Origin of the sequence: Rhizobium sp. L43 (genome assembly GCF_002531725.1) — a bacterium.
Lineage (GTDB): Bacteria > Pseudomonadota > Alphaproteobacteria > Rhizobiales > Rhizobiaceae > Rhizobium.
Genome location: NZ_NWSQ01000012.1, coordinates 149743 through 174654 on the forward strand (window position 1 = coordinate 149743; position 24912 = coordinate 174654).

24 protein-coding genes are annotated in these 24912 nt (G+C 61.8%); 14 read left to right on the plus strand and 10 right to left on the minus strand.

The annotated features are described in order from the left end of the window. Window positions 1-159 precede the first annotated feature (159 nt). On the plus strand, window positions 160-1248 hold the full coding sequence (gene recA, locus CO667_RS17515; RefSeq protein WP_003586201.1) for a recombinase RecA: 1089 nt from the start codon (window positions 160-162) through the stop codon (window positions 1246-1248). Window positions 1249-1401: 153 nt separating this feature from the next. Continuing rightward, window positions 1402-4068 (plus strand): alanine--tRNA ligase, encoded by a 2667-nt coding sequence (gene alaS / locus CO667_RS17520; RefSeq protein ID WP_097619564.1) that lies wholly within the window; start codon window positions 1402-1404, stop codon window positions 4066-4068. 71 nt (window positions 4069-4139) lie between these two features. On the opposite strand, the gene CO667_RS17525 is transcribed toward alaS, so the two are convergent. Further along, on the minus strand, window positions 4140-4772 hold the full coding sequence (locus tag CO667_RS17525; RefSeq protein WP_097619565.1) for a LysE family translocator: 633 nt from the start codon (window positions 4770-4772) through the stop codon (window positions 4140-4142). 127 nt (window positions 4773-4899) lie between these two features. Here CO667_RS17525 and CO667_RS17530 point away from each other — a divergent pair, with 127 nt between their 5' ends. After that, entirely contained in the window at window positions 4900-5751 is an 852-nt protein-coding gene (locus tag CO667_RS17530) for an AraC family transcriptional regulator (protein WP_097619566.1), read from the plus strand. Window positions 5752-5802: 51 nt separating this feature from the next. On the opposite strand, the gene CO667_RS17535 is transcribed toward CO667_RS17530, so the two are convergent. The 3 genes from CO667_RS17535 to CO667_RS17545 form a co-directional block, all read right to left on the minus strand. Then, window positions 5803-6429, minus strand: coding sequence for a glutathione S-transferase family protein (locus CO667_RS17535; protein WP_097619567.1), 627 nt, complete (start codon window positions 6427-6429; stop codon window positions 5803-5805). 92 nt (window positions 6430-6521) lie between these two features. Next, entirely contained in the window at window positions 6522-6968 is a 447-nt protein-coding gene (locus CO667_RS17540) for a GNAT family N-acetyltransferase (protein ID WP_097619568.1), read from the minus strand. Window positions 6969-7037: 69 nt separating this feature from the next. Further along, on the minus strand, window positions 7038-8249 hold the full coding sequence (locus tag CO667_RS17545; RefSeq protein ID WP_097619569.1) for an NADP-dependent isocitrate dehydrogenase: 1212 nt from the start codon (window positions 8247-8249) through the stop codon (window positions 7038-7040). Window positions 8250-8437: 188 nt separating this feature from the next. Here CO667_RS17545 and CO667_RS17550 point away from each other — a divergent pair, with 188 nt between their 5' ends. The 10 genes from CO667_RS17550 (at window position 8438) to CO667_RS17595 (ending at window position 18952) form a co-directional block, all read left to right on the plus strand. Then, window positions 8438-8965 carry a hypothetical protein gene (locus CO667_RS17550; protein ID WP_097619570.1) on the plus strand — a complete coding sequence of 176 codons (528 nt, stop codon included), beginning with the start codon at window positions 8438-8440 and terminating at the stop codon, window positions 8963-8965. A gap of 128 nt (window positions 8966-9093) precedes the next feature. Further along, a complete protein-coding gene (locus CO667_RS17555; RefSeq protein WP_097619571.1) occupies window positions 9094-11127 on the plus strand; it encodes an FUSC family protein in 2034 nt (677 codons plus the stop codon). Between the two features lie 4 nt (window positions 11128-11131). After that, window positions 11132-11962: an RNA methyltransferase gene (locus CO667_RS17560; protein WP_097619572.1), complete on the plus strand. Its 831-nt coding sequence runs from the start codon at window positions 11132-11134 to the stop codon at window positions 11960-11962. Continuing rightward, window positions 11943-12743, plus strand: coding sequence for a glutamate racemase (murI, locus tag CO667_RS17565; RefSeq protein ID WP_097619573.1), 801 nt, complete (start codon window positions 11943-11945; stop codon window positions 12741-12743). Before CO667_RS17560 ends, murI begins: the two co-directional genes overlap by 20 nt. A gap of 180 nt (window positions 12744-12923) precedes the next feature. Then, on the plus strand, window positions 12924-14435 hold the full coding sequence (locus tag CO667_RS17570) for an ATP-binding protein (RefSeq protein ID WP_097619574.1): 1512 nt from the start codon (window positions 12924-12926) through the stop codon (window positions 14433-14435). A gap of 224 nt (window positions 14436-14659) precedes the next feature. After that, window positions 14660-15277, plus strand: coding sequence for a 30S ribosomal protein S4 (gene rpsD, locus CO667_RS17575; RefSeq protein WP_097583955.1), 618 nt, complete (start codon window positions 14660-14662; stop codon window positions 15275-15277). Between the two features lie 72 nt (window positions 15278-15349). Next, the gene (locus tag CO667_RS17580; protein WP_097619575.1) at window positions 15350-16279 is read left to right on the plus strand and encodes a glutaminase; all 930 of its coding nucleotides are present in this window, start codon (window positions 15350-15352) and stop codon (window positions 16277-16279) included. 60 nt (window positions 16280-16339) lie between these two features. Beyond that, on the plus strand, window positions 16340-17212 hold the full coding sequence (gene ttcA / locus CO667_RS17585) for a tRNA 2-thiocytidine(32) synthetase TtcA (protein WP_097619576.1): 873 nt from the start codon (window positions 16340-16342) through the stop codon (window positions 17210-17212). A gap of 46 nt (window positions 17213-17258) precedes the next feature. Beyond that, on the plus strand, window positions 17259-18086 hold the full coding sequence (locus CO667_RS17590) for an inositol monophosphatase (RefSeq protein ID WP_097619577.1): 828 nt from the start codon (window positions 17259-17261) through the stop codon (window positions 18084-18086). Between the two features lie 41 nt (window positions 18087-18127). Continuing rightward, on the plus strand, window positions 18128-18952 hold the full coding sequence (locus CO667_RS17595) for an inositol monophosphatase family protein (RefSeq protein WP_097619578.1): 825 nt from the start codon (window positions 18128-18130) through the stop codon (window positions 18950-18952). A gap of 102 nt (window positions 18953-19054) precedes the next feature. Here the strand turns inward: CO667_RS17595 and CO667_RS17600 are convergent, their stop codons facing one another. From CO667_RS17600 to CO667_RS17620, 5 genes are all read right to left on the minus strand, one after another. Further along, complete coding sequence (locus tag CO667_RS17600) at window positions 19055-19528, minus strand: GNAT family N-acetyltransferase (RefSeq protein ID WP_097619579.1); 474 nt, start codon at window positions 19526-19528, stop codon at window positions 19055-19057. 34 nt (window positions 19529-19562) lie between these two features. Next, window positions 19563-20843 (minus strand): multidrug effflux MFS transporter, encoded by a 1281-nt coding sequence (locus tag CO667_RS17605; protein WP_097619580.1) that lies wholly within the window; start codon window positions 20841-20843, stop codon window positions 19563-19565. Window positions 20844-20878: 35 nt separating this feature from the next. After that, on the minus strand, window positions 20879-22084 hold the full coding sequence (locus tag CO667_RS17610; protein WP_097619654.1) for a multidrug effflux MFS transporter: 1206 nt from the start codon (window positions 22082-22084) through the stop codon (window positions 20879-20881). Window positions 22085-22222: 138 nt separating this feature from the next. Then, window positions 22223-22558 (minus strand): Grx4 family monothiol glutaredoxin, encoded by a 336-nt coding sequence (gene grxD / locus CO667_RS17615; protein WP_097619581.1) that lies wholly within the window; start codon window positions 22556-22558, stop codon window positions 22223-22225. Between the two features lie 273 nt (window positions 22559-22831). Continuing rightward, window positions 22832-23062, minus strand: coding sequence for a hypothetical protein (locus CO667_RS17620; RefSeq protein ID WP_097619582.1), 231 nt, complete (start codon window positions 23060-23062; stop codon window positions 22832-22834). A gap of 166 nt (window positions 23063-23228) precedes the next feature. On the opposite strand from CO667_RS17620, the gene CO667_RS17625 reads away from it, so the two are divergent. Next, complete coding sequence (locus CO667_RS17625) at window positions 23229-24395, plus strand: hypothetical protein (RefSeq protein ID WP_097619583.1); 1167 nt, start codon at window positions 23229-23231, stop codon at window positions 24393-24395. Window positions 24396-24671: 276 nt separating this feature from the next. Here the strand turns inward: CO667_RS17625 and CO667_RS17630 are convergent, their stop codons facing one another. Further along, on the minus strand, window positions 24672-24905 hold the full coding sequence (locus CO667_RS17630; RefSeq protein ID WP_097619584.1) for a BolA family transcriptional regulator: 234 nt from the start codon (window positions 24903-24905) through the stop codon (window positions 24672-24674). Window positions 24906-24912 lie beyond the last annotated feature (7 nt).

The window sequence follows — 24912 nt, forward strand, 5'->3', positions numbered from 1 at the left end:
TTGGCCTAAGCCGTTGCTTTTTATTGATAAAACAAATGCAGAACACGTGTCGTTTTACCTTTTTCTTTCAACTGTTTGATCGCCTATTGCGAGAATGGAACAAATAGGGTACAAACTCGACATTGCTTGAGCGGCTTCAATAACCTAAAGGTGGATCGAATGTCTCAGAATTCATTGCGGCTGGTAGAGGACAAATCGGTGGACAAAAGCAAGGCGCTTGAAGCGGCACTCTCACAGATAGAGCGGTCGTTCGGCAAGGGCTCGATCATGAAACTCGGCTCCAACGAGAATGTTGTCGAGATCGAGACGATCTCGACCGGCTCGCTTGGCCTCGATATTGCACTCGGCGTTGGTGGCCTGCCGAGGGGCCGCATCATCGAGATCTACGGGCCGGAAAGCTCCGGTAAGACCACGCTTGCATTGCAGACGATTGCCGAAGCGCAGAAGAAGGGTGGCATCTGCGCCTTCGTCGATGCCGAACATGCGCTCGATCCCGTCTATGCCCGCAAGCTTGGCGTCGACCTGCAGAACCTTCTGATCTCGCAGCCCGATACGGGCGAGCAGGCGCTCGAAATCACCGATACGCTGGTGCGCTCCGGCGCCGTCGACGTTCTCGTCGTCGACTCGGTCGCCGCACTGACGCCACGCGCCGAAATCGAAGGCGAGATGGGCGACAGCCTTCCCGGCCTGCAGGCACGACTGATGAGCCAGGCGCTGCGCAAGCTCACCGCTTCGATCTCGAAGTCGAATACCATGGTGATCTTCATCAACCAGATCCGCATGAAGATCGGCGTCATGTTCGGTTCGCCGGAGACGACGACGGGCGGCAATGCGCTGAAGTTCTACGCCTCCGTGCGTCTCGACATCCGCCGCATCGGCGCGGTCAAGGAGCGCGAAGAGGTGATCGGCAACCAGACCCGCGTCAAGGTCGTCAAGAACAAGATGGCGCCGCCCTTCAAGCAGGTCGAGTTCGACATCATGTATGGCGAGGGCGTTTCCAAGACCGGCGAACTGGTCGATCTCGGCGTCAAAGCCGGCATCGTCGAGAAATCAGGCGCCTGGTTCTCCTATAACAGCCAGCGTCTTGGCCAGGGCCGCGAAAACGCCAAGACCTTCCTGCGCGACAATCCGGATCTCGCCCGCGAGATCGAACTGTCGCTGCGTCAGAATGCCGGCCTGATCGCCGATCGTTTCCTGCAGAACGGCGGACCGGATCCCGATGACGGCGATGCCGCCGCCGAGATGTGAGTTTTTCCGCCAGTCCCTTTGAAAGTCCAAGCCGGCTGCATTCCTGATCAGAATGCGGCCGGTTTTGTTTGTCTGCTGGACAGTGGCGGAGGCGAACGTTAAAAGCCGATGGATTTGTATTTACCTGCCTCCGGCAGCATCGAAGGGCATAGAATGAGCGGCGTGAACGATATCCGGTCGACCTTCCTCGACTATTTCAAGAAGAACGGCCATGAGATTGTTTCGTCGAGCCCGCTCGTGCCGCGCAACGATCCGACGCTGATGTTTACCAATGCCGGCATGGTGCAGTTCAAGAACGTCTTTACCGGTCTGGAAAAGCGTCCTTATTCGACGGCGACAACGTCGCAGAAATGCGTGCGCGCCGGCGGCAAACACAATGACCTCGATAATGTCGGCTATACCGCCCGGCATCTGACCTTCTTCGAAATGCTCGGCAACTTCTCCTTCGGCGACTATTTCAAGGAGAATGCGATCGAGCTTGCCTGGAAGCTCGTCACCGAAGGTTTCGACCTGCCGAAGAGCCGCCTGCTGGTGACTGTCTATTCCGAAGACGAAGAAGCGGCGACGCTGTGGAAGAAGATCGCCGGTTTCTCCGACGACAAGATCATCCGCATCCCGACCTCGGACAATTTCTGGCAGATGGGCGATACCGGCCCCTGTGGCCCGTGCTCTGAAATCTTCATCGACCAGGGCGAGAATGTCTGGGGCGGCCCTCCCGGTTCACCTGAGGAAGATGGCGACCGGTTCCTGGAGTTCTGGAACCTCGTCTTCATGCAGTTCGAGCAGACGGCACCCGGTGAACGCACGCCACTGCCGCGCCCGTCCATCGACACCGGAATGGGTCTGGAGCGCATGGCCTGCATTCTCCAGGGCGTCCAGAGCGTATTCGACACCGATCTCTTCCGCACGCTGACCGGCACCATCGAGGATACGATAGGCGTCAAGGCGGAGGGCAGCGCCAGCCACCGCGTCATCGCCGATCACCTGCGCTCCTCTGCCTTCCTGATCGCTGACGGCGTGTTGCCGTCGAATGAAGGCCGCGGCTATGTGCTGCGCCGTATCATGCGCCGTGCCATGCGCCATGCGCAGCTTCTCGGCGCCAAAGAACCGCTGATGTACAAGCTGCTGCCGACACTGGTGCAGCAGATGGGCCGCGCCTATCCGGAGCTGGTGCGCGCCGAGCCGCTGATCTCGGAGACGCTGAAACTCGAGGAAAACCGCTTCCGCAAGACGCTGGAGCGCGGCCTGTCGCTTCTCTCCGACGCGACTGCGGACCTTGCCAAGGGCGACATGCTGGATGGCGAGACCGCCTTCAAGCTTTACGATACCTATGGTTTCCCGCTCGATCTGACGCAGGATGCGCTGCGCGCCCGCGAGATCGGCGTCGATATATCAGGCTTCACCGATGCCATGCAGCGCCAGAAGGCCGAAGCCCGCTCGCACTGGGCCGGTTCCGGCGAAAAGGCGACCGAAACCGTCTGGTTCGAGCTTAGGGAAAAACATGGTGCGACCGAATTCCTGGGCTACGACACCGAAACGGCAGAGGGCGTCGTCCAGGCGATCGTTAGGGATGGCGCGGTTTCGACCGAGGCCAAGGCTGGCGACAAGGTGCAGATCGTCGTCAGCCAGACGCCGTTCTACGGCGAATCCGGTGGCCAGATGGGCGATACCGGCGTGATCTCGTCCGACCACGGCAAGATCGAGATTTCAGATACGCAGAAGAGGGGCGAGGGCCTGTTCGTGCATCAGGGGACTGTTGTCGACGGCGTGTTCAAGGACGGCGATGCGGTCGTGCTGACGGTCGATCATGCCCGCCGTTCGCGGCTGCGCGCCAACCATTCTGCGACCCACCTGCTGCACGAGGCGCTGCGCGAAGTGCTTGGCACCCACGTTGCGCAGAAGGGCTCTCTGGTGGCGCCGGAGCGCCTGCGTTTCGACGTCTCGCATCCGAAGCCGATGTCGGCCGAAGAGCTGAAAATCGTCGAGGATATGGCTAACGAGATCGTGCTGCAGAATTCGCCGGTTACCACGAGGCTGATGAGCGTCGACGATGCGATCGCCGAAGGCGCGATGGCGCTGTTCGGTGAGAAATACGGCGATGAAGTGCGCGTCGTCGGGATGGGTGAAGGTGTGCGTGGCGCCAAGGCCGGCAAGCCCTATTCGATCGAACTCTGCGGCGGCACGCATGTCGGGGCGACCGGCCAGATCGGCTTGATCCGCGTTCTCGGCGACAGTGCCGTCGGCGCCGGCGTTCGCCGCATCGAGGCCGTCACCGGCGAATCGGCGCGTGAGTATCTGGCCGAACAGGACGACCGCGTGAAGGCGCTTGCCGCCTCGCTCAAGGTACAGCCGGCCGAAGTGCTATCGCGCGTCGAAGCGTTGATGGACGAGCGTCGCAAACTGGAGAAGGAACTGGCTGACGCCAAGCGCAAGCTCGCCATGGGCGGCGGGCAGGGCGGCTCGGGCGATAGCGTGCGCGAAGTCGCCGGCGTCAAGTTCCTTGGCAAGTCGATATCGGGCGTCGATCCCAAGGACCTGAAGGGCCTTGCCGATGACGGCAAGACCAGCATCGGTTCCGGCGTCGTGACGCTCATCGGCGTTTCCGAGGATGGCAAGGCAAGTGCGGTCGTCGCGGTGACACCGGATCTCGTCGACCGTTTCAGCGCCGTTGATCTGGTGCGTGTCGCTTCTGCCGCGCTTGGCGGCAAGGGCGGCGGCGGGCGACCGGACATGGCGCAGGCTGGCGGCCCTGATGGCGCCAAGGCTGAAGAAGCCCTCGAGGCAGTTGCGTCGGCACTTGCCGGCTGGCCATCGGCCTGACGACAGTTTGACATGCGGGCCGGCTGCGAGATCATGGATTTTGCAGCCGGTTTTACTTTCGCAGGAGCCGATCAGTTTCGCGCTTGCAAAGCGAGGCGGCAGGCGAGCCCGGCGAAAACAGTCGCCAGCATATATTGCGGCAGCTTCGGAAAGCGGCTGAGCGAGGCCAGCCGGGCGCGGATCTGGCTTCCGAGAATGATGACGGCGCCATTGACGACGAGGCCGATGCCGTTCAGCACAGTTGCAAGCGCCAGAATCTGCATCGTGATCGAACCGCTTTGCACAGTCACAAATTGCGGAAAGAGGGCCACGACGAAGAGGGCCATTTTCGGATTGAGCAGATTAGTGGCGAGACCTGCAAAGAAGATGCGTCTGCCCGATAGCCGTCTTAGTGTCGATGCCGGCGCAAAGGCGATGCCTTCCGAGCGGATCGTCTTATAGGCCAAATAGAGAAGATAACAGCAGCCGGCCCAGCGCACTGCTTCATAGACAGCGGGCACCGTCATGAAGAGCTGAGAGAGCCCGAAAGCGGCGGCAAGGGCGTGGCAATAGGTGCCGAGCGCGATGCCGGCATAGGTCAGAAATCCGGCGGCGCGTCCCTGGCTGACACTGCGCGAGGCGATCAGTAGCATGTCGGGACCGGGGGTGGCTGTCAGCACCAGCGCTGCGGCGGCAAAAAGCATCAATGTTGAAAAATCCGGCATCAGTCATTCCTTTTGGGTTCGAGCCGGAATTCCGCCTTACGCCGGATTCGTCGAAGGCGCAAGTCAGCAGGATTTGTCAAATCGGAATATGGTTCTCTGCAGTCGATCGAATTGCACGAGGTTTGACATGAACGGCGAAACGGCATGGGCACTTTATGAAAACCGTCTGCGGCGGGTTTCGGCCTATATTCACGACCACCTCGACGAGGAGCTGGATATGGAGCGCCTTGCCGAGATCGCCTGCATGTCGAGCTATCACTGGCACAGGATCTACCGGGCGATTTACGGCGAGACGCTGGCGGCAACCGTCAAGCGGCTCAGGCTGCATCACGCGGCGGGTGAGATCGTTCGCACGGAACTTGCCGTCAGCGAAATTGCCAAACGATCAGGCTATCCCAATCTCCAATCCTTCAATCGCATCTTCAAGTCGGTCTACGGCATGCCGCCGGCCCGGTACCGGAAAGAGGGAAGCCACACAGCCTATGAGCCCTCACCCAACGGAAAGACCAAAGCCATGTTAGACGTTACCATACGCGAGATCGGACCGATCGAGCTGATCGGCGTTGCCCATACCGGTTCCTACATGCAGATCGACAAGGCCTTCGAGACGCTGTTCGGCACGCTTTATGCCCGCGGCCTCGCCAGGCCCGACATGCGGATGATCGGCGTCTATCTCGACGATCCCGACATCGTGCCGGTGGAAAAGCTGCGCTCGATTGCCTGCGTCACGGGCGCTGCCGACGTGCCGGCCGAGGCGCCGTTCGAGCGGCGCACGATCGACGGCGGCGATTATGCCGTGCAGCGCCACAAGGGTCCCTATGGGGATATGCCCAAATCCTATCAGTGGCTCTTTGCCGAATGGCTGCCGAAATCCGGCCGGCAGTTGAAGGACAGACTGATGTTCGAAGAGTATCTCAACAATCCGCGCGAGGTGTCGCCGACCGAGCTTCGGACGGACATTCACATGCCGCTTGTCTGACGGCGGATCTCTCCGGAGCGGCGGTCCGGCCGCCGCCCCGGGTTTAACGCATCAAGCGGCCTGCATCGTCTTGCCGGCCTCGTCGTCCAGTGCATTCGCGCGCTTATAGGCCTCGCGCTCGCTGATGCGGCCGAAATAATCGACGAAGGCCTGGCGCTTTTCGATGCTGCCGAAGCCAAGGCCCCAGCCGACATGCGAACCGACATAGACGTCGGCGGCGGTGAAACGCTCGCCGGTGATGTAGGTCGAGCCGGAGACCGCCATTTCGAGCGTGTTCATGACATCGCCGAAACCGCCGCAGCCCGCCATGCGCAAGCGCTCCGCCGGAATTTCGAAGCCGAGAGCCTTCATTGTCACCGCCGACTCGAGAGGGCCGGCGGCAAAGAACATCCAGCGGTAATAGCGGGCGCGCTCCTCCGGCCTCGGGGCCAGCGCCTTTTCCGGGAAGGTCTCGGCGAGATAGGCGCAGATCGCCGCGCATTCGGTGACGACGGCATCGCCGTGGCGGATCGCCGGCACCTTGCCCATCGGATTGACCGCGAGATATTCGGGCGCCTTCATGGTTTCGCCGAAGGTCAGGAGTTCGGTGCGATAGGGCCGGCCGATCTCCTCCAGCATCCAGCGCGCGATGCGACCGCGCGACATGGGGTTCGTATAGAATACCAGTTCTTCCGTCATGAGATCCTCCTCGTGCTGCCCGCATTCTGCGGCCTTGCCGTGCCGTTCCCCGGAATCAATAGCGCGGCGGGACTTTGTGCAACCCCAGCCCGTTAAAGGGCCTTGCGGTACTGGATGAAACCGGAGCGCTCGGCGATCCTGTCGTAAAGCCGCCGTGCCGTCGCATTGGTTTCATGCGTCATCCAATAGAGCCGGCCTGCACCATTTACGCGGGCGAGATCGGCGACAGCCTCGATCAGCGCGGCACCGGTGCCAAGCCCGCGTTGGCTGTTTTCGACATAGAGATCCTGGAGATAGCAGGTCCATTGCGGCAGCCAGCAGGAACGATGAAAGATCGCATGGACGATACCGACGAGCCGGCCATCATCGTCGAAGGCACCGAGCGCGTGCATCGGTTCGTCGGGATCGTGGAAGCGAGCCCAGGTAAGATCTGTGGTGTCGGGCGGGATGACCACGTCGTAGAAACGCTGATAGGCCTCCCATAAGGGCTCCCAAGCGGCACGGTCGGCGGGTTCAAGCGGTCGCAGGATGGCCGTCATCGGTTCATTCCCCAAATGAAAACGGCGGGGAAATCCCCGCCGTTTCAATCTTATCCCGGAAAGTCCGGCTTACGCCATGGCCTTCTGCAGGTTCTGGTCGATCTTGTCGAGGAAGGCGGTGGTCGAGAGCCACGGCTGGTCGGGGCCGATCAGGAGCGCCAGGTCCTTGGTCATGAAACCGGATTCGACGGTGTCGACGCAGACCTTCTCGAGCGTTGCGGCAAAGCGGGCAAGCTCGGCATTGTCGTCGAGCTTGGCGCGATGGGCGAGGCCGCGGGTCCAGGCGAAGATCGAGGCGATCGAGTTCGTCGAGGTTTCCTGGCCCTTCTGGTGCTGGCGGTAGTGGCGGGTGACCGTGCCGTGGGCGGCTTCGGCTTCGACGGTCTTGCCGTCGGGCGTCAGCAGCACCGAGGTCATCAGGCCGAGCGAGCCAAAGCCCTGGGCGACGGTGTCGGACTGGACGTCGCCGTCATAGTTCTTGCAGGCCCAGACGTAACCGCCCGACCACTTCAGCGCCGAGGCGACCATGTCGTCGATCAGGCGGTGTTCGTAGGTGATGCCGACTTCCTTGAACTGATCCTTGAATTCGGTCTCGTAGACTTCCTCGAAGATGTCCTTGAAGCGGCCGTCATAGGCCTTGAGGATGGTGTTCTTGGTCGACAGGTAAACCGGCCACTTGCGCATCAGGCCGTACATCATCGAGGCGCGGGCGAATTCGCGGATCGATTCGTCGAGATTGTACATGGCCATGGCAACGCCGGCGCCCGGCGCATTGAAGACTTCCTTCTCGATGACGGTGCCGTCTTCGCCGACGAACTTGATCGTCAACTTGCCCTTGCCGGGGAACTTGAAATCGGTGGCGCGGTACTGGTCGCCGAAGGCATGGCGGCCGACGACGATCGGCTTGGTCCAGCCGGGAACCAGGCGCGGCACATTCTTGCAGATGATCGGCTCGCGGAAGATGACGCCGCCGAGGATGTTGCGGATCGTGCCGTTCGGGCTCTTCCACATTTCCTTGAGGTTGAATTCCTTGACGCGGGCCTCATCCGGCGTGATCGTCGCGCACTTGATGCCGACGCCGTATTTCTTGATGGCGTTGGCGGCATCGACAGTCACCTGGTCGTTGGTGGCGTCGCGGTTTTCGACCGACAGGTCGAAATAGTCGATGTCGAGGTCGAGATACGGATGGATCAGCTTATCCTTGATGAGCTGCCAGATGATGCGCGTCATTTCATCGCCGTCGAGATCGGCGACGGGATTGGCGACCTTGATCTTGTTCATGTATCTGCCTCGTTCGAGCTTGAAGGGGGACGGGGGTCCCGGGTGGGTGACGTGATGAGGAGCGCTATAGCATTGTGAACCGGGAACGCAAAGCTGCAACGGGTTCGAGAATGCGTTTTTGCCGGCATTGCCAAGCGCTGAAATCCGGCTAGTGTCCGCCTTGATTTGCCCGCCCGGAACATTCGACCATGAAGACAATCGCCGTTGTTATCGCAAGCCTTATCGCCTTTTCAGGCACCGCCCGTGCGGCCGATGCCACCGCGCCCGTGAAGGAGATCATGGACGCGACTAGGAGCAACTGGGCCGACAACAACGGCGACTGGACCGACATCTTCGATGCGAGCCGGCTCGCCCGTCTCTACAGCAAGGATTTCGTCGCCAAGTACCAGGCCGCCGCGCAATTTCCCGCGGTCGATGACGATGGCATATCGCCGTTCGACTACGACGTCATCGTCAACGGTCAGGATGCATGCCCGCTGGAGGATTTGACGATGGCGGCGGCGCCTGTGGTCAACGGGACGGCTGAGGTGGTCGTGCGCTTCAAGAAATCCGCCTGCTCGGATGCGCCCGATGCCAAGGACTATACGACCGTTCGCTTCGAGGTGATCGAAGAAGGCGGTACACCAGTGATCGACGATATCGTCAGCGAGAATATCGAGACGCAGGGCCGTGATTCCCTGAAGGCGACGATGGCGCTGATTGCCAAGGGCCAATAGGCGCGCGACATTCGATCGATATCGGGGAATCGATCCCGGGCGATTGTTCCGATCGGTTCTGCGATGGTTTGATTTCCGCTCTTGCGGCGGTATCTGTCGATCCTTTCGTGGCATGAGGGCTCCCGCATTTGTTTTCCGGTTTTCAGCTTCGCGACTGGCTGCTTGCCAACGATCCGGCGCTTTCGCGCCTGCGCATGGCCTCGCGGGTGACGCTGACGATCGTCCTTTCGTTCTTGATCCTGCTTACCATCCACGCCCTTATTCTGCCGCTGCCGACCTCGGCTTTTGGCCTCGGCATCGTGCTGTCGATCGAAGGAGGGATCGCCGTGCGCGACAAAGGCAATGCGCGCCAGCTGGTGACGCGGCTCTTCGGTTGTGTCGCAAGCCTTGCCGTGGTCGCCGTTGCGGCGGGGCTCGAGGATAGCCGCTTTCTCTCCGATCTCGTCTTCCTGGTGGTGATCGCGCTTGCATCGGCGGCACGGGTGGTCGGGCCGCGCGGTTTTGCCATCGGCATGTTCGCCTTCACCTCCTATTTCATGGGCGCCTATTTCCGGCCTTCGCTGGTCGATCTGCCGGAGGTGGCAATCGGCCCCGTCGTGTCCGTGCTGGTCGGTCATCTGGTGCGGGCGGTGCTCTTGCCTGATGATTGGCGGCGTGACCTGCTTCGCTCGCTCGAAAGCGTCAGGGGCCGGATCAACCAGATCCTCTTCAAGCTCGCGGCGTTAGCCGGCCGCGCGGAGATCGGCGAAGCCGACCGGCAGGAACTGCGCCAGTTGGAAGACCGGCTGAAGGAGGTGGTGCTGATGGCGGAGACCTTCATCCCGCGCCCGCCGGCCGGCGTCTTCGACGGTGCCGCCGACCCTGCCGCCGAGCTGGCGATCCGGCTTTTCGATGCCCATCTTGCTGCCGAGAGCGCGATCGTGCTGAGTTTCCAGAGCCCGCCGCCTTTTGCGCTCGTCCATGCCGTGATCGAGGCGGATGCGGCGGAGCTTGCAAGATTTGAGGGAATGGCGGAAGCCATCAAGGACCAGCCGCAGGGCGAAACCGTGCGGGCGCTGCTCTGGCTCGGCGAGGCGCGGCAGCAACTGACGCAGGCGATCGACGAGGGGCAGGCTTCCGGTTTTTCCGGCATCGATACGATCAACGACACCGCGCAATCCCAGCCGATCGACTTTTCATTCGGCAATCCGCTGCTGCGCTCGGCGCTGCAGATCACGCTCGCCTCGGCAATCGCCATGGGCTTCGGGCTGCTCTTGTCGCGCGAGCGCTGGTTCTGGGCCGTGCTCGCCTCTTTCCTCGTCTTCACCAACACAAACTCGCGTGGCGATACGGCGATGAAGGCGCTGTCGCGCTCGCTCGGCACGGTGTTCGGGATTGCGATCGGCCTTGGGCTGGCGACGCTGATTTCGGGCAAGCCTGATGTCGCCATTCCGGCCGCCGCCGTCTGCATCTTCCTGGCCTTTTATTTCCTGCAGGTCTCCTACGCGACGATGACCTTCTTTATCTCGATCGTGCTCTGCCTGGTCTACGGCATGACCGGCGTGCTGACGCTCGATCTGTTGAAGCTGCGCATCGGCGAGACCGTGATCGGCGCGGTCGCCGGAACGGCGGTCGCCTTCGTCGTTTTCCCCACGCGCACGCGCGGCGCGCTCGATGCTGCAGTCGCGCGCTGGTTCCAGGCGCTGCGCGAGTTGCTTGGCGCGCTCGGCGAGGGCAAGAGCAGTTTCGAACTGATTGCGCTGTCGCAGAAGATCGATGCCTGCTATCGCGATGTGACGGTGGCGGCGCGGCCGCTCGGCTCCTCCTGGTCGGTGGTGACGCGGCCCGGCCAGATCCGACAGACGCTGGCGATCTTCCTGTCCTGCACCTATTGGGCGCGTATTTTGGCGAAGAGTTACGAAACGCCGGTTGCTGGCGACAATCTGAACAGGCTGATCGCGGCGGATCTGGCGCTGATCGACAACGCCGCGCCGCGCGGTTCGGCTTGTTTCCTGATCAAGCGCAAGGCATCACGGACAACGGGACGACACCTGCCCCTGTTGCGGGAGGGCGCGAGACTTGGGCTCGAAATGATCGGTTCGGCGCTGGAAAGGCTCTATCCGCAGGCCGATGTCTTGCCGTTTTCAGCGGGCGAGGCTATTGCGCGCTCGAAACAGGGATAAGACCATGGCAGGCACGAACAGCGAGCGTCAACTTCTGGCCGAAGGGCCGGCCATCATTCTGGTCGAGCCGCAGATGGGTGAGAATATCGGCATGGTGGCGCGCGCCATGGCGAATTTCGGCCTTGCGGAACTGCGCCTCGTCAATCCGCGCGACGGCTGGCCGAACGAGAAAGCATTGGCGACCGCCTCCAAGGCCGATCACGTGATCGAGGCGACGAAGGTCTACGACACGCTGGAACAGGCGGTTGCCGACCTCAATTTCGTCTATGCGACAACGGCGCGCGAGCGCGACGGGTATAAGCCGGTGCGTTCGCCCGTCATCGCCGCCGAGACGCTGCGGGGGAAATTCCGGGTGGGCGAGGGCACCGGCATCCTCTTCGGACGCGAGCGCTGGGGGCTGACCAACGAGGAGGTGGCGCTTGCCGATGAGATCGTCACCTTTCCGGTCAATCCGGCCTTCGCCTCGCTGAACATTGCCCAGGCCGTGCTGCTGATGTCCTATGAATGGATGAAATCGGGCATGGAGGATGCCGGCGCCGTGCCCTTCCAGGCGATGGGACAGACGCCTTCCACCAAGGAACAGCTCTTCGGCCTGTTCGACCAGCTGGAAGAGGCGCTTGATGCGCGTGGATATTTCCATCCTGCCGGGAAAAAGCCGAAAATGGTCGACAATCTCCGTGCTGTTCTATCCCGCCGGGCTTTCACGGAGCAGGAAATCAGCGTGTTGCGCGGCGTCATCTCCTCCCTCGACCGCTTCTCGCGCAAGAGCCCGCGCGGCGGCAGGTTCCCGACAGCGGCCAAGGAAACACCGCCAGATGACAGCGACGACGCGTGAGCTGAAACCCATTCTTCTCTTTGATTCCGGCATCGGAGGGCTGACCGTGCTGCGCGAGGCGCGTGTGCTGATGCCCGAACGCGGCTTCATCTATGTCGCCGACGATGCCGGCTTTCCCTATGGCGGCTGGGAGGAGCAGGCACTTAAAGAGCGGATCATCGGGCTTTTCAGCAAACTGTTGGCGGATCACGATCCCGAGGTCTGCATCATCGCCTGCAACACCGCCTTCACGCTCGTCGGCGCGGACCTGCGCGCCGCCTTTCCGCAGATGACCTTTGTCGGCACCGTGCCGGCGATCAAGCCGGCGGCGGAGCGCACGCGGTCAGGCCTGGTCTCGGTGCTCGCTACCCCCGGCACCGTGAAGCGGGCCTATACCCGCGACCTCATTCAGTCCTTCGCCCAGCAATGCCATGTCCGCCTTGTCGGCTCAGAGAACCTTGCGCGCATGGCGGAGGCCTATATTCGCGGCGATGCCGTCTCCAACGATGCCGTGCTTGGCGAAATCGACCAATGCTTCGTCGAGAAGGATGGTCAGAAGACCGATATCGTCGTGCTCGCCTGCACCCACTATCCTTTCATGGCCAATCTTTTCCGCCGGCTCGCGCCCTGGCCGGTCGACTGGCTCGACCCCGCCGAAGCGATCGCGCGCCGCGCCCGCACGCTGGTGCCGCTGGTCGCCGATGCCGTGCATCCTGACAATTTCGACTTCGCGGTCTTTACATCAGGCCAGCAGGATTTCGCCACCCGGCGGCTGATGCAGGGGTTTGGCTTGCGGGCGTAGCTCGGCGAAGGGGTGCGCGATGAGGGCGCCGGATTATCTTCTCGGATGATGCCCGGAATTGTCCTGTGGGTTGGCGAAATCCGGTCCTGAAAGATAGCGCATTCTTTGATAGACGGGGCGATGCCGTTTCGGAAGAATGGCGCTTCGTTCATGTGAGTCTCTTCGCCGCGAGGATCAGCATTGCAGGTTGGCATCGATATGGGATTGGCGTCCGGCAGCCCGGCGACGCTCGATATCGAGGAGCTGCTGGCGACCCGTCTGCTCGTGCAGGGCAATTCCGGATCGGGCAAGTCGCATCTGCTGCGCCGCCTGCTCGAGCAATCGGCGCAATGGGTGCAGCAGGTCATCATCGATCCCGAGGGTGATTTCGTCACCCTCAGCGACAGGTTCGGTCATGTCGTCGTCGACGGTGAACGCACAGAGGCGGAGCTGGCGGGCATCGCCAACCGCATCCGCCAGCATCGCGTTTCCTGCGTGCTGACGCTCGAGGGCCTCGATATCGAGCAGCAGATGCGCGCCGCCGCGGCTTTCCTCACCGGCATGTTCGATGCCGATCGAGAATATTGGTATCCGGTTCTCGTTGTGGTCGACGAGGCGCAGATGTTTGCGCCGTCGGTCGGCGGCGATGTTTCGGAAGATGCGCGCAAGATGTCTCTCGGCGCGATGACCAACCTGATGTGCCGCGGCCGCAAGCGCGGCCTTGCCGGCGTGATCGCGACTCAGCGGCTTGCCAAGCTCGCCAAAAACGTCGCGGCCGAGGCCTCGAACTTCTTGATGGGCCGCACCTTTCTCGATATCGACATGGCGCGCGCCGCCGACCTACTCGGCATGGACCGGCGCCAGGCCGAGATGTTCCGCGATCTCAAGCGCGGCAATTTCGTCGCTCTCGGACCGGCGCTGTCACGCCGGCCTCTGCCGATCCAGATCGGCGCAGTGGAGACCTCGGCGCGTTCGTCCAGCCCGAAGCTGATGCCGCTGCCGGATGCGCCTCAGGATGTCGAGGACCTGATCTTCACGCCCGATCCGGAGGAATTCCAGCGCCCGCTCGTGCGCCGCGCGCCGCCGGCGCCGCGGCCGACGACCGACATTCTGGCCGAGCTCTCGCGCTCGACGCCGGCGGCATCGGCAGCACCTGCCGAGGCGAGGGCGAGCCAGGTGGAAGTCTCCGCCGAGGAGCGGGAAGAGCGCCTTGCCGGCGTGCTTGCCGAAATCCTCGATGATCCCACCTCCGCCTTCCGCACCGATTCGGTGCTCTACCAGGATTTTCTCGTGCGGTTGCGCATGCGCCGCGTACCGGGACCGCCGATTGCGCTGCCGGATTTTCGCCGGCGGGTGGCGATCTCGCGTTCCGGCGTTGATGCGGCAACGGCCGCCAGCGATGCCTGGGCAACGGCGCTGTCGCTGTCGTCAGGCGTCACCGACGATCTGCAGGGCGTCTTCCTGATGCTCGCCAAGGCCGCCGTCTGCGGCGAGGCGTGCCCGTCGGATGCCCGCATCGCCCGCGCCTACGGCACCCATTCCGCCCGCCGCGCCCGCCGTCTGCTCGGCTATTTCGAGGAGCAAGGGATCGTCGTCGTGCACACGGATTTCTCCGGCAAACGCATCGTGGCGTTCCCCGACATGAATTGCCAGACGGCGCCTGGCGACGCCAACGCGCCCGATACGGGCGATCAGCCGCTGGCGGCGGAATAGTGGCGCTATTGGGCTTTGGCGCTGTTGACATTTTCATGACGGACCTCTAAAGACCGCGCCAAGCACCGGGCAGCAATGTCCGGTGTTTCATTTGACATGTCCCGTGGATCGTTCCTGTTCGCTAACCGGAACATCCTGTCAGATCTCGGCAGAGATCAGAGGAGGGCGTGTTTCCTTCGTGCGGTTTGGCAACAAACCGTCATAAACCTTTGAAAGGAAATACGATGAGCAAGCGCGAATCGTCCAAGTACAAAATTGACCGCCGTATGGGCGAAAATATCTGGGGTCGTCCGAAGTCCCCGGTGAACCGCCGCGAATACGGCCCGGGCCAGCACGGCCAGCGTCGCAAGGGCAAGCTTTCGGACTTCGGTGTGCAGCTGCGCGCCAAGCAGAAGCTCAAGGGCTATTACGGCGACCTGCGTGAAAAGCAGTTCCGCGCGATCTTCGCCGAAGCCGACCGCCGCAAGGGCGACACTTCTGAAAACCTGATCGGCCTGCTGGAATCGCGTCTCGATGCGATCGTCTATCGCGCCAAGTTCGTTCCGACGGTCTTTGCTGCCCGTCAGTTCGTCAACCATGGCCACGTCACCGTCAACGGCGTACGCGTCAACATCGGTTCCTACCGCTGCAAGGCCGGCGACGTCATCGAAGTTCGCGAGAAGTCGAAACAGCTCGTGACCGTTCTGGAAGCCGTCAGCCTCGCCGAGCGCGACGTTCCCGACTATATCGAAGTCGATCACCACAAGATGGTCGCCACCTTCGGCCGCGTTCCGACGCTCAGCGACGTTCCGTTCCCGGTCGTCATGGAACCGCATCTGGTCGTCGAATTCTATTCGCGTTAAGAAGAACCAGGCGTTTTTGCTTTTGGAAAAGCCGCTCTTTCGGGCGGCTTTTTTGTTATCCGGAGAGAAGCGATGGCGGATTTGCAGGCGACCCTCGATAGCATCTACACCGATATCCTGCCAAGGATCGGTGAGGGTAAGGTCGCCGACTATATTCCCGAGCTTGCCAAGGTCGATCCGCGGCAGTTCGGCATGGCGATCGTGACCGTCGACGGCAAGGTCTACCGTGTCGGCGATGCCGACATCGCCTTCTCGATCCAGAGCATATCCAAGGTCTTCATGCTGACGCTGGCGCTCGGCAAGGTCGGCGAAGGCTTATGGAAGCGCGTCGGGCGCGAACCGTCCGGATCGGCTTTCAACTCGATCGTCCAGCTCGAGCACGAGAGCGGCATCCCGCGCAATCCCTTCATCAATGCCGGCGCGATTGCCGTCAGCGACGTCGTCATGGCCGGCCATGCGCCGCGCGAGGCGATCGGCGAATTGCTGCGCTTCGTACGTTATCTTGCCGATGACGAATCGATCACCATCGACGACAAGGTGGCGCGCTCGGAGACCCAGACGGGATATCGCAATGTCGCGCTCGCCAATTTCATGCGCGCCTACCGCAATCTCGACCATCCCGTCGACCATGTGCTCGGCGTCTACTTCCATCAATGCGCGCTGTCGATGAGCTGTGAGCAGCTGGCGCGCGCCGGGCTGTTCCTGGCGGCGCGCGGCAGCAATCCGATGACCGGCCATTCGGTGGTCTCCCCGAAGCGGGCGCGGCGCATCAACGCGCTGATGCTGACCTGCGGCCATTACGACGGCTCGGGCGATTTCGCCTATCATGTCGGCCTGCCCGGCAAGAGCGGCGTCGGCGGCGGCATCTTCGCGGTTGCGCCCGGCATCGCCTCGATCGCGGTGTGGTCGCCGGGGCTCAACAAGGTCGGCAATTCGCAGCTCGGCGCCGTGGCGCTGGAGATGCTGGCGGCGCGCACCGGCTGGTCGGTTTTCGGCGAATGAGACTGTGTTGGCGAAGGGCTTTCTGCTAAGGCAAGCATGAATCTTCGATAGGACGAAGCAATGAATATCGCAGGCGACATCGCCGATGACCTGGAAAGCGGCGAAGCCGACAGCGGCATCGGCCATGCGCTGTTTGCCGATGCACCGCGCTCCGTCTCCTTCAACAAGCTGCGCAAGCGGTTGCTGCGGCAGGTGCGCCAGGCCTTCGACGATTTTGACATGCTGAAGGGGCAGAAGCGCTGGCTGGTCGGCCTTTCCGGCGGCAAGGATTCCTACGGGCTGCTGGCGCTGCTGCTCGATCTGCAATGGCGCGGACTGCTGCCGGTTGAGCTCGTGGCCTGCAATCTCGACCAGGGTCAGCCGAACTTTCCAAAGCACGTGCTGCCGGATTATCTGACCAAAATCGGTGTGCGCCATCGGATCGAATATCGGGATACCTATTCGATCGTGAAGGAGAAGGTGCCGGAAGGCGTCACCTATTGTTCGCTCTGTTCGCGGCTGCGGCGCGGCAATCTCTACCGTGTTGCCCGGGAAGAGGGTTGCGATGCGCTGGTGCTCGGCCACCACCGCGAGGACATTCTCGAAACCTTTTTCATGAATTTCTTCCACGGCGGGCGGCTTGCCTCGATGCCGGCGAAACTTCTGAACGACGAGGGCGACCTGATGGTGCTGCGGCCGCTCGCCTATGCCGCCGAGGATGACCTCGCAAAATTCGCCGCCGCCATGCAGTTTCCGATCATCCCCTGCGATCTCTGCGGCTCGCAGGACGGGCTGCAGCGCAATGCGATGAAGGATATGCTCGCCGATATCGAGCGGCGCATGCCGGGACGCAAGGACACGATGCTGCGGGCACTTTCGCATGTGAACCCGTCGCATCTGCTCGACCCGAAACTCTTCGACTTTTCCACCCTTGGTGTCACCGATCCTTCATGAAAAGCCGGCTAAGCAGGCTGGCTATTGCATGAGAACAGGAATTCGCATGACAATTTCAGATCAGGATATTCTCTTTCTCGGCGACTGCGTCAAGGAAGCGGCGCAAGCCGAGATCATGCCGCGTTTCCGCAATCTCGGCACTGCCGATGTTTCGGAGAAGACTTCGGCAATCGATTTGGTGACGCAGGCAGATGTGCTTGCCGAACACCGGATCACCGCGGCGCTGAGAGAGCGCTTTCCCAAAGCACTTGTCGTCGGCGAGGAGGCCTATGATGCCGATCGGTCCGTCGTGCCGGCACTTGCCGATGCCGAGCTCGCCTTCGTCATTGACCCTGTCGACGGGACGTTCAATTTCGCCGCCGGGCTTCCCGTCTTCGGGACGATGTTGGCGGTGACGATCAAGGGCGAGACGGTCGCCGGCATCATTCACGATCCCGTCCTCGGCGACACGGTGACGGCGATCAAGGGAGCGGGCGCCTTCCTGACGCGGCAGGATGGGCAATCGAGCAAGCTGAGGGTGGCTGAGCCTGCCGCCTTGAACCAGATGGTCGGCGGCATCTCATGGGGCCATATGGACGACCCGGAGCGCTCGCGCATCTGCGCCAACATGGCGAAGATCAGGATGACCTTCGCCTTCAACTGCTCGGCCTATGAATATTGGATGGTCGCCTCCGGCAAGCTGCATTTCATCGGCCATGCGAAGCTGATGCCCTGGGACCACCTGGCCGGCGTGCTCGCACACCAGGAGGCCGGCGGCCATACGGCGAAATTCGACGGAACGCCCTATCGCCCCGGCGAGACGACGGGCGGCATCATCTCCGCGCCCGACAGGGAAAGCTGGCAGATGATCCGGCGTGAGATCGTCGGCATCTGATGTGAGGCCCTTCCCAGAAGGCCGGACCGAAAGGATTTGACATGACTGCGACTGTCGACGTGACCGTTCTTGCCGATTTGCTGCGCCGTGCGGCGAAGGCGGAGATCCTGCCGCGGTTCCGCCGGCTCGGCCAGGATGACGTGCGTGCCAAGAGCGAGGCGACCGATCTCGTCACCGAGGCCGACGAGCAGGCCGAGCGGATGATCAAGGCGGAGGCCGAGCGGCGCTGGCCGGGCGCGCTGTTTCTCGGCGAAGAATCTGTTGCGGCCGAACCTGATTTGCTCGGCAGGCTCGCAGATGCCGATCTCGCCATCATCGTCGATCCGGTCGACGGCACGTTCAATTTCGCCGCCGGCATCCCGGCCTTCGGCGTCATGGCCTCCGTCATATCAGGCGGTGAGACCATTGCCGGCATCATCTATGATCCGATGGGCGACGACTGGGTAATGGCGGAAAAGGGCGGCGGCGCCTGGCTGCGGCGGCCGGATGGCGAAGCGCGGCGATTGCACACGGCCGAGCCGGTCGCGCTAGACCAGATGGTCGGCATGGCCTCCACCGGCTACCTGCCGCAGGAGAAGCGGGCAGAGATCCTCGGTAATCTCGCCAAGGTCCGCTTCCTCACCAATTACCGCTGCGCCGCCCATGAATACCGCACCTTTGCCGGCGGCCATGTGCATTACCTCATGTACAACAAGCTGATGCCCTGGGACCACCTCGCCGGCACGTTGATCTCGCAGGAATCAGGTGCCCATGCGGCCCGTTTCGACGGCTCGCCCTATCTGCCGCACCATCTCGACGGCGGGCTGCTGATTGCCCCCGACAAGGCTTCGTGGGACGTGCTGCGTCGCGAGGTCTTTACCGTCTGAAGACATGAAAGCCGGCCGCATAGTTCGGATTTTGCGGCCGGTCTCTGCGCAAAGAATTCTTTCACGGTTAGGACGCCGGCTTGTTTCGCCCGTCACCGCGGCTCAGCCGTAGAGCTTTTCCATCAGGAAGTTTTCCAGGCTTTGGCCACGCTTCTCGACGATTTGCTTCTTTATCACGCGAAACCCTCTGCGCTCGAAAAACGGTCGGGCGGTTCGGCTGGCTTCCGTATAAATTCGGCTGAATCCCAGCTTCAGGCCTTCCTCCTCGACCCGGCTCAGTAGGTGGCTTGCAATTCCGAGCCCCTGAAATTCGGGGTGAACGAACATCATGTCCAGGCATCCGTCGCTGGTCAGATCGGAAAAGCCTACAGGCCTTCCCCCAATTTCTGCGATCCAGGCAGGCCTGCTTATTCTTCGCTCGGCCCATAGGCTGCGGTCTTCCACCTGTGCCCAAGCTTCTATCTGAGCTGGCAAATAGTGTTTGGAGGACACCTCTCGAATGGCGCGCAGGAAAATTTCGATCGTCGCGTCCGCGTCGCCCGGTGCATAAGGCCTGACCAGAATTCGCTCATCCATCGGGAATGCCTTGAACCGGCCCAGCGGGCCTGCTTCAGAAATGCGCCGCACCAGGATCGAGCTGCGGGCTGTCGCCGGGATGGGTGAAGAGCTTGCCGTTCTCTGCCCAAAGCGTGGCTGCGATGGTCAGCAGACCGAAAATCGCAAAGCCGCCGAAGAGCGGCTGGACCGTGCCGTTGAACATCTGGCCGACCAGGCCGCCGAGGATGGTGCCGAAGGTCGTCGAGACGAAGCCAGTGATGGCGGTCGCCGTGCCGGCGAGGTTGCCCATCGGCTCGAGGCTGATGGCGGTGAAATTGGTGGCGATCAGGGCAAACATCATCAGCACGACGGTGAAGATGCCGTAAGCGATGGCGAAATCCGGCTTGCCGGCCAGCGAAATGATAAGGCCGATAGCCGACAGCGCCGTGAAGATCAGCAGGGCGGCGTGCGAGATGCGGCGCATGCCGAATTTGCGGACGAAGAAACCGTTGGCGAAATTGGCGACAGCGATGCCGCCGGCGGTGGCGGCAAAGGCGATCGGCAGCCAGTCGCCAAGGCCATAGACCTCGCCGAAGACCTGCTGCACCGAAATCACATAAGCGCTGATGACGCCGGTGAACATGGTGAGGCCGATCATGTAGCCGCAGGTGATGCGGTTGGTGAGCACGGTCTTGAAGCCGTCGACGACAGAGCCGACCGAAAGCGGCAGCCGCTCTTCCGGCGGCAGCGATTCTTTCAGCCTGAGAAGAGCCCAGACGAACAGGATGGTGGCGATGACGCCGAGCAGGATGAAGATCCAGTGCCAGTTGGCATAGAGGATGATCAGTTGGCCGACGGAGGGGGCAACGATCGGCACGATCATGAAGACGATCATCACATAAGACATGACACGGGCCATTTCGCGGCCGCCGAAGCAATCGCGCACGATCGCCATGGTGGTGATGCGCACGGCCGCACCGCCGACACCTTGGATGAAGCGCATGATGAGCAGCATTTCGAAGCTGCCGGTTGCTGCCGCGGCAAACATTCCCACGATGTAGCAGACGAGGCCGCCGAGCAGGATGTTGCGGCGGCCGAACGTATCCGAAAGACTGCCGAAGAAGATCTGCGAGACGCCAAAGCCCAGGAGGAACACGCCGATGATCAGCTGCGCGTCGTTGGTATTGGTGACGCCGAGGGAATGGCCGATATTGGGCAATGCCGGCAGCATGCTGTCGATTGCCATGGCGACGCTGGCGGTCATGATGGCGATGGTGACGACGAATTCGCCAAAGCCCATGCCGATGCGGCGGGAACCCTGGTTTTCCTGGTGCGGTTTATGCGGCGGCGTCATGTGGTGAAATCCCGGATGCAGAGGAGGTCGGCCGTTCAGACGGCCGGGTTCTGCTGTTGGAAGAGACGGCCCTTCTCGGCGATCAGCACGAAGACCAGCCCGATGATCGACACAGTGAAATAGCCGGCGACCATCGGCAGCGCGGTGCCGTCGAAGGCCTGGCCGATGCCGGCGCCGATGAGGGCGCCGCCGACCGTGCTCATGAAGCCGAGGACGGAAGAGGCGGTGCCGGCGACATGGCCGAGTGGCTCCATGGCGAGCGAGTTGAAGTTCGAGCCGATCCAGCCGAACTGGAACATAGCAAGGCCGAAGAAGGAGATGAACAGCGCGAAGGGCATCGGCTCGGCGCTTGCCATCTGGACGATCAACCAGATCGTGTTGATGGCGATAAAGCCGATGAGCGAACCGTGCGACAGGCGGCGCATGCCGAGCTTGCCGACAAAGCGCGAATTGAAGAAGGACGACAGCGACATGAAGATCGCCACGCCGGCGAAGGCGAAGGGGAAATAAACGCCGAGATCGTAGATGCCGACATAGACCTGCTGGGCGGAGTTGATGAAGCCGAACAGCGCACCGAAGATGAAGGTGCTGGCAATGGTGTAGCAGAGCGCCATGCGATTGGTCAGCACCAGCTTGAAGGCGCCGAAGATCGAGCGGGCGGTGAAGGGGCGGACATTGCCGGGATGCAGGGTTTCCGGCAGACGCAGATAGGCCCAGACGGCGATAGCAGTCGCCATTGCGGCGATGAAGAGGAAGATCAGATGCCAGTTGCCGAAGAACATGACGATCTGGCCGGTGCCGGGCGCAATCACCGGCACGATCATGAAGACCATCATGATCAGCGACATGACTTCGGCCATCTGCCGGCCGCCATAGATATCGCGGACAATGGAGACGGTGATGACGCGCGTTGCCGCCGAACCGACGCCCTGAACGAAGCGCAGGGCGAGCAAGCCTGCGAAGGAGGGGACGAAGACGATACTGATGGCGGAGAGAATGTAGATGACCAGACCGATCAGAAGCGGCGTGCGGCGGCCGAAACGGTCAGACAGCGGTCCGTAGAACAGCTGGGCGCAGCCGAAGCCGAGCAGATAGGTGGAGACGACGAATTGACGATGATTCTCGCTCTCGACGCCCAGGCTCGCGCCGATCTGCTGCAGGGCGGGCAGCATGATATCGATCGCCAGAGAGTTGACGGCCATCAGGAAGGCGGCGAGCGCGATAAACTCTCGCCTGCCCATGGGCAGGCGGCCCGCGGACACGGCTTGTGATGAATCTGTCACAATGAAATTCCCATAAACAGGCTAAGGCGCTGCTGGCCGCAGCGCCTCGGACTCAAGATTACAGATTTGGAAACCGGGCGAACGCCCGGTGACCTGTCAGGCGGCGCCGCGCACGGTGATGCCGTTTTCCTGGAGATGCTGCTGCAGTTCACCGGCCTGGAACATTTCCCGGACGATGTCACAGCCGCCGACGAACTCACCCTTTACGTAAAGCTGCGGGATTGTCGGCCAGTTGGAATAATCCTTGATGCCCTGGCGGATTTCCGAATCGGCGAGCACGTTGACGCTCTTGTAGTCGACACCGATGTAATCGAGAATCTGCACGACCTGACCGGAGAAACCGCACTGCGGAAACTGCGGCGTGCCCTTCATGAAGAGGACGACGTCGTTGTTCTTGATTTCGTTGTCGATGAATTCGTGAATACCGCTCATGGGACCTGATCCTTTCAACAGGCGGGTTAAAGGCCCGCCGTTTCAATCGTTGACTTTAGATAGCATGCGGCGGCAGGAATTCCAGCCGCCCGAACCAAAAAAAGACCAATCTGGTCAGACCACTCCGGCATTGTTGCCGTCGCGTTACGGTTGCGGGCGAGACAGGCCTGGATCTGTCGGCTTTCCGCAGCGGTGAAATGGCTGAAATCCCAATGGTAAACGCGTCATCAGGCGGATCACGGCCGCCGACGCCCTTGCCGATGCCGAGGGAGCTCAGCTGCGCCGCTGGCGGCTCCGGCCGGCGGCGGTGCGGCGTTTGCTGACCTGTTTGCGGGCGGGTTTGCGCTTGGCCGCGGTCGTTTTGCGTGCAACCGTCGTCGTCGCGGCGGGGCGAATCTTGCGCCTGCTGCGCTTCGTCCTGACGCGGCCGGTGGTTTTCTTCAGGATTTCCTTCAGCACGCTGTCGACGACGCCTGATATCAATTCTTTGACAAGATCGGCCACAAAAACCCTCCGTTCGTGGTGGAAACGACATGGGTACTATTGAATTCCGGAAGGGTTCGGTTAGCAAGACGGCTTCGAGACCATAGCTGCTTTTTCGCCGACATGAGCGGCGCGGCAGCCGGATCGTATACAACATGCCGGCCATTTGGGCCGGCCGGAAGGTGGAATGAAACTGATCGAGAAGCGGGTCGTCCTGCATTTTCCGGGCTTCGAGCCGCTTGACGGTGTCGCCCACAGGGCGCGCTACGAACGCTCTGCCCGGCAGAGTGCCGCCGTCTGGGGTTATTCGGTTGAGACGGGGGCGCCTGAGGCGGGAAGCGATCCCCTCAGTTTCGAAGTGACGACGGATAGCGGGGCGGAGCCCGGTTCCCCCAGCTGGCGGACGAAGAGCCGGATCCACATGGTCGATCACGACGGGTTTGTGCGCAAGCTGCGCAGCGGCAACACACTGAGCCAGATCATTGCGGGTTTTCGAAGCTGCGCTCAGATCATGCTGGGAGGCGGCATGTGGGGATATTTCCGCCATGCCTGGCGCTTCGGCCTGTTCTTCCTTTTTCCTTTCCTGCTGACGGCGCTGGCGATTGCGCTGACGGTGCAGATCACCGTGCTGCCCTATGCTCTCGGTTTTTCGCCTTGGCACATGCTCTGGAGCGGACCGCTGGCGCTCTGCTTCTTCATTTTCGTCTTCCTGCCCTTTTCCGAACGTTTCCATACGCTGCATCTCTTTGCCGATTGGAAAATGGCGGTGGCGCTCGGCCGCATGGATCGGAAGGATTTCAACGACTGGCTGGAAGACCGGGCGACTGCCGTGCGCAAAGCGCTTGATGAGGAGGCGGACGAATATGTGATTTCTTCGCACAGCATGGGGTCGAGCGTTGCCGCCCATGTCATCGGCATATTGCTGGAAAGGGAGCCCGAGATCTTCAACGGCAAGCGCGTGGTGTTTGCCACACTCGGCAGCGCCATCCTGCAATGCGCGCTGCTGTCATCGGCGACGCTGCTGCGCGCCCGCGTCGCGCTGATCGCCCGCTGTCCCGCGATCTCCTGGCTCGACGTGCAGTGCCTGACGGATTCGATCAATTTCTACAAGGTGCCGGTCGTCGCCGTCTGCGGCCATGCGGATGCACCTCAGGCAAAGATGATCCTGATCCGCGTCAAGCAGATGCTGACGCGCGAGCACTATCGCAAGATCCGCAAGGATCAGCTGCGCGTCCACCGGCAATATGTGCTGGGGCCTGATATGAAGGGGTCCTTCGATTTCACGCTGATGACATCAGGTCCGATGCCGGCCTCGGTCTTTGCGAGTGCGGATGAGAAGAGGATGCCGGGGTGAGGGGTGGGTTATCTGCGGGGCTTGCTCTGCTATCTGCGTGGCATCCGTGAATAGCGGGCATGGATCCTCGGCTCAAGGCCGAGGATGACGGAGAGCGGGGTTGGCGCCCTGCCAAACTCGCTGTCGGCGCACCTCGGCCTTGAGCCGAGGATCCACGCCCGGTTGATGGATACCGATATGGATGCCCGAGGCAAGCCACCTAGGCGTTAGCTGGGTGTCGACGTGCGATGGCGCGCCGTCTCACGGCCAGTGGAGCATTCCAATACCGACAAAACTCTATTCCGGCGCCGAAGTCTGCAGGGCGAGGGCGTGCAGTATGCCGCCCATGTTGCCCTTCAGCGCCTCGTAGACCATCTGGTGCTGCTGCACGCGGCTCTTGCCGCGGAAGACTTCGGCGACGACCTCGGCGGCGTAGTGATCGCCGTCGCCCGCCAGATCGCGGATCGTCACCTTGGCACCGGGAATCCCAGCCTTGATCATGTCTTCGATATCGCCGGGTTTCATGGCCATGATCGTT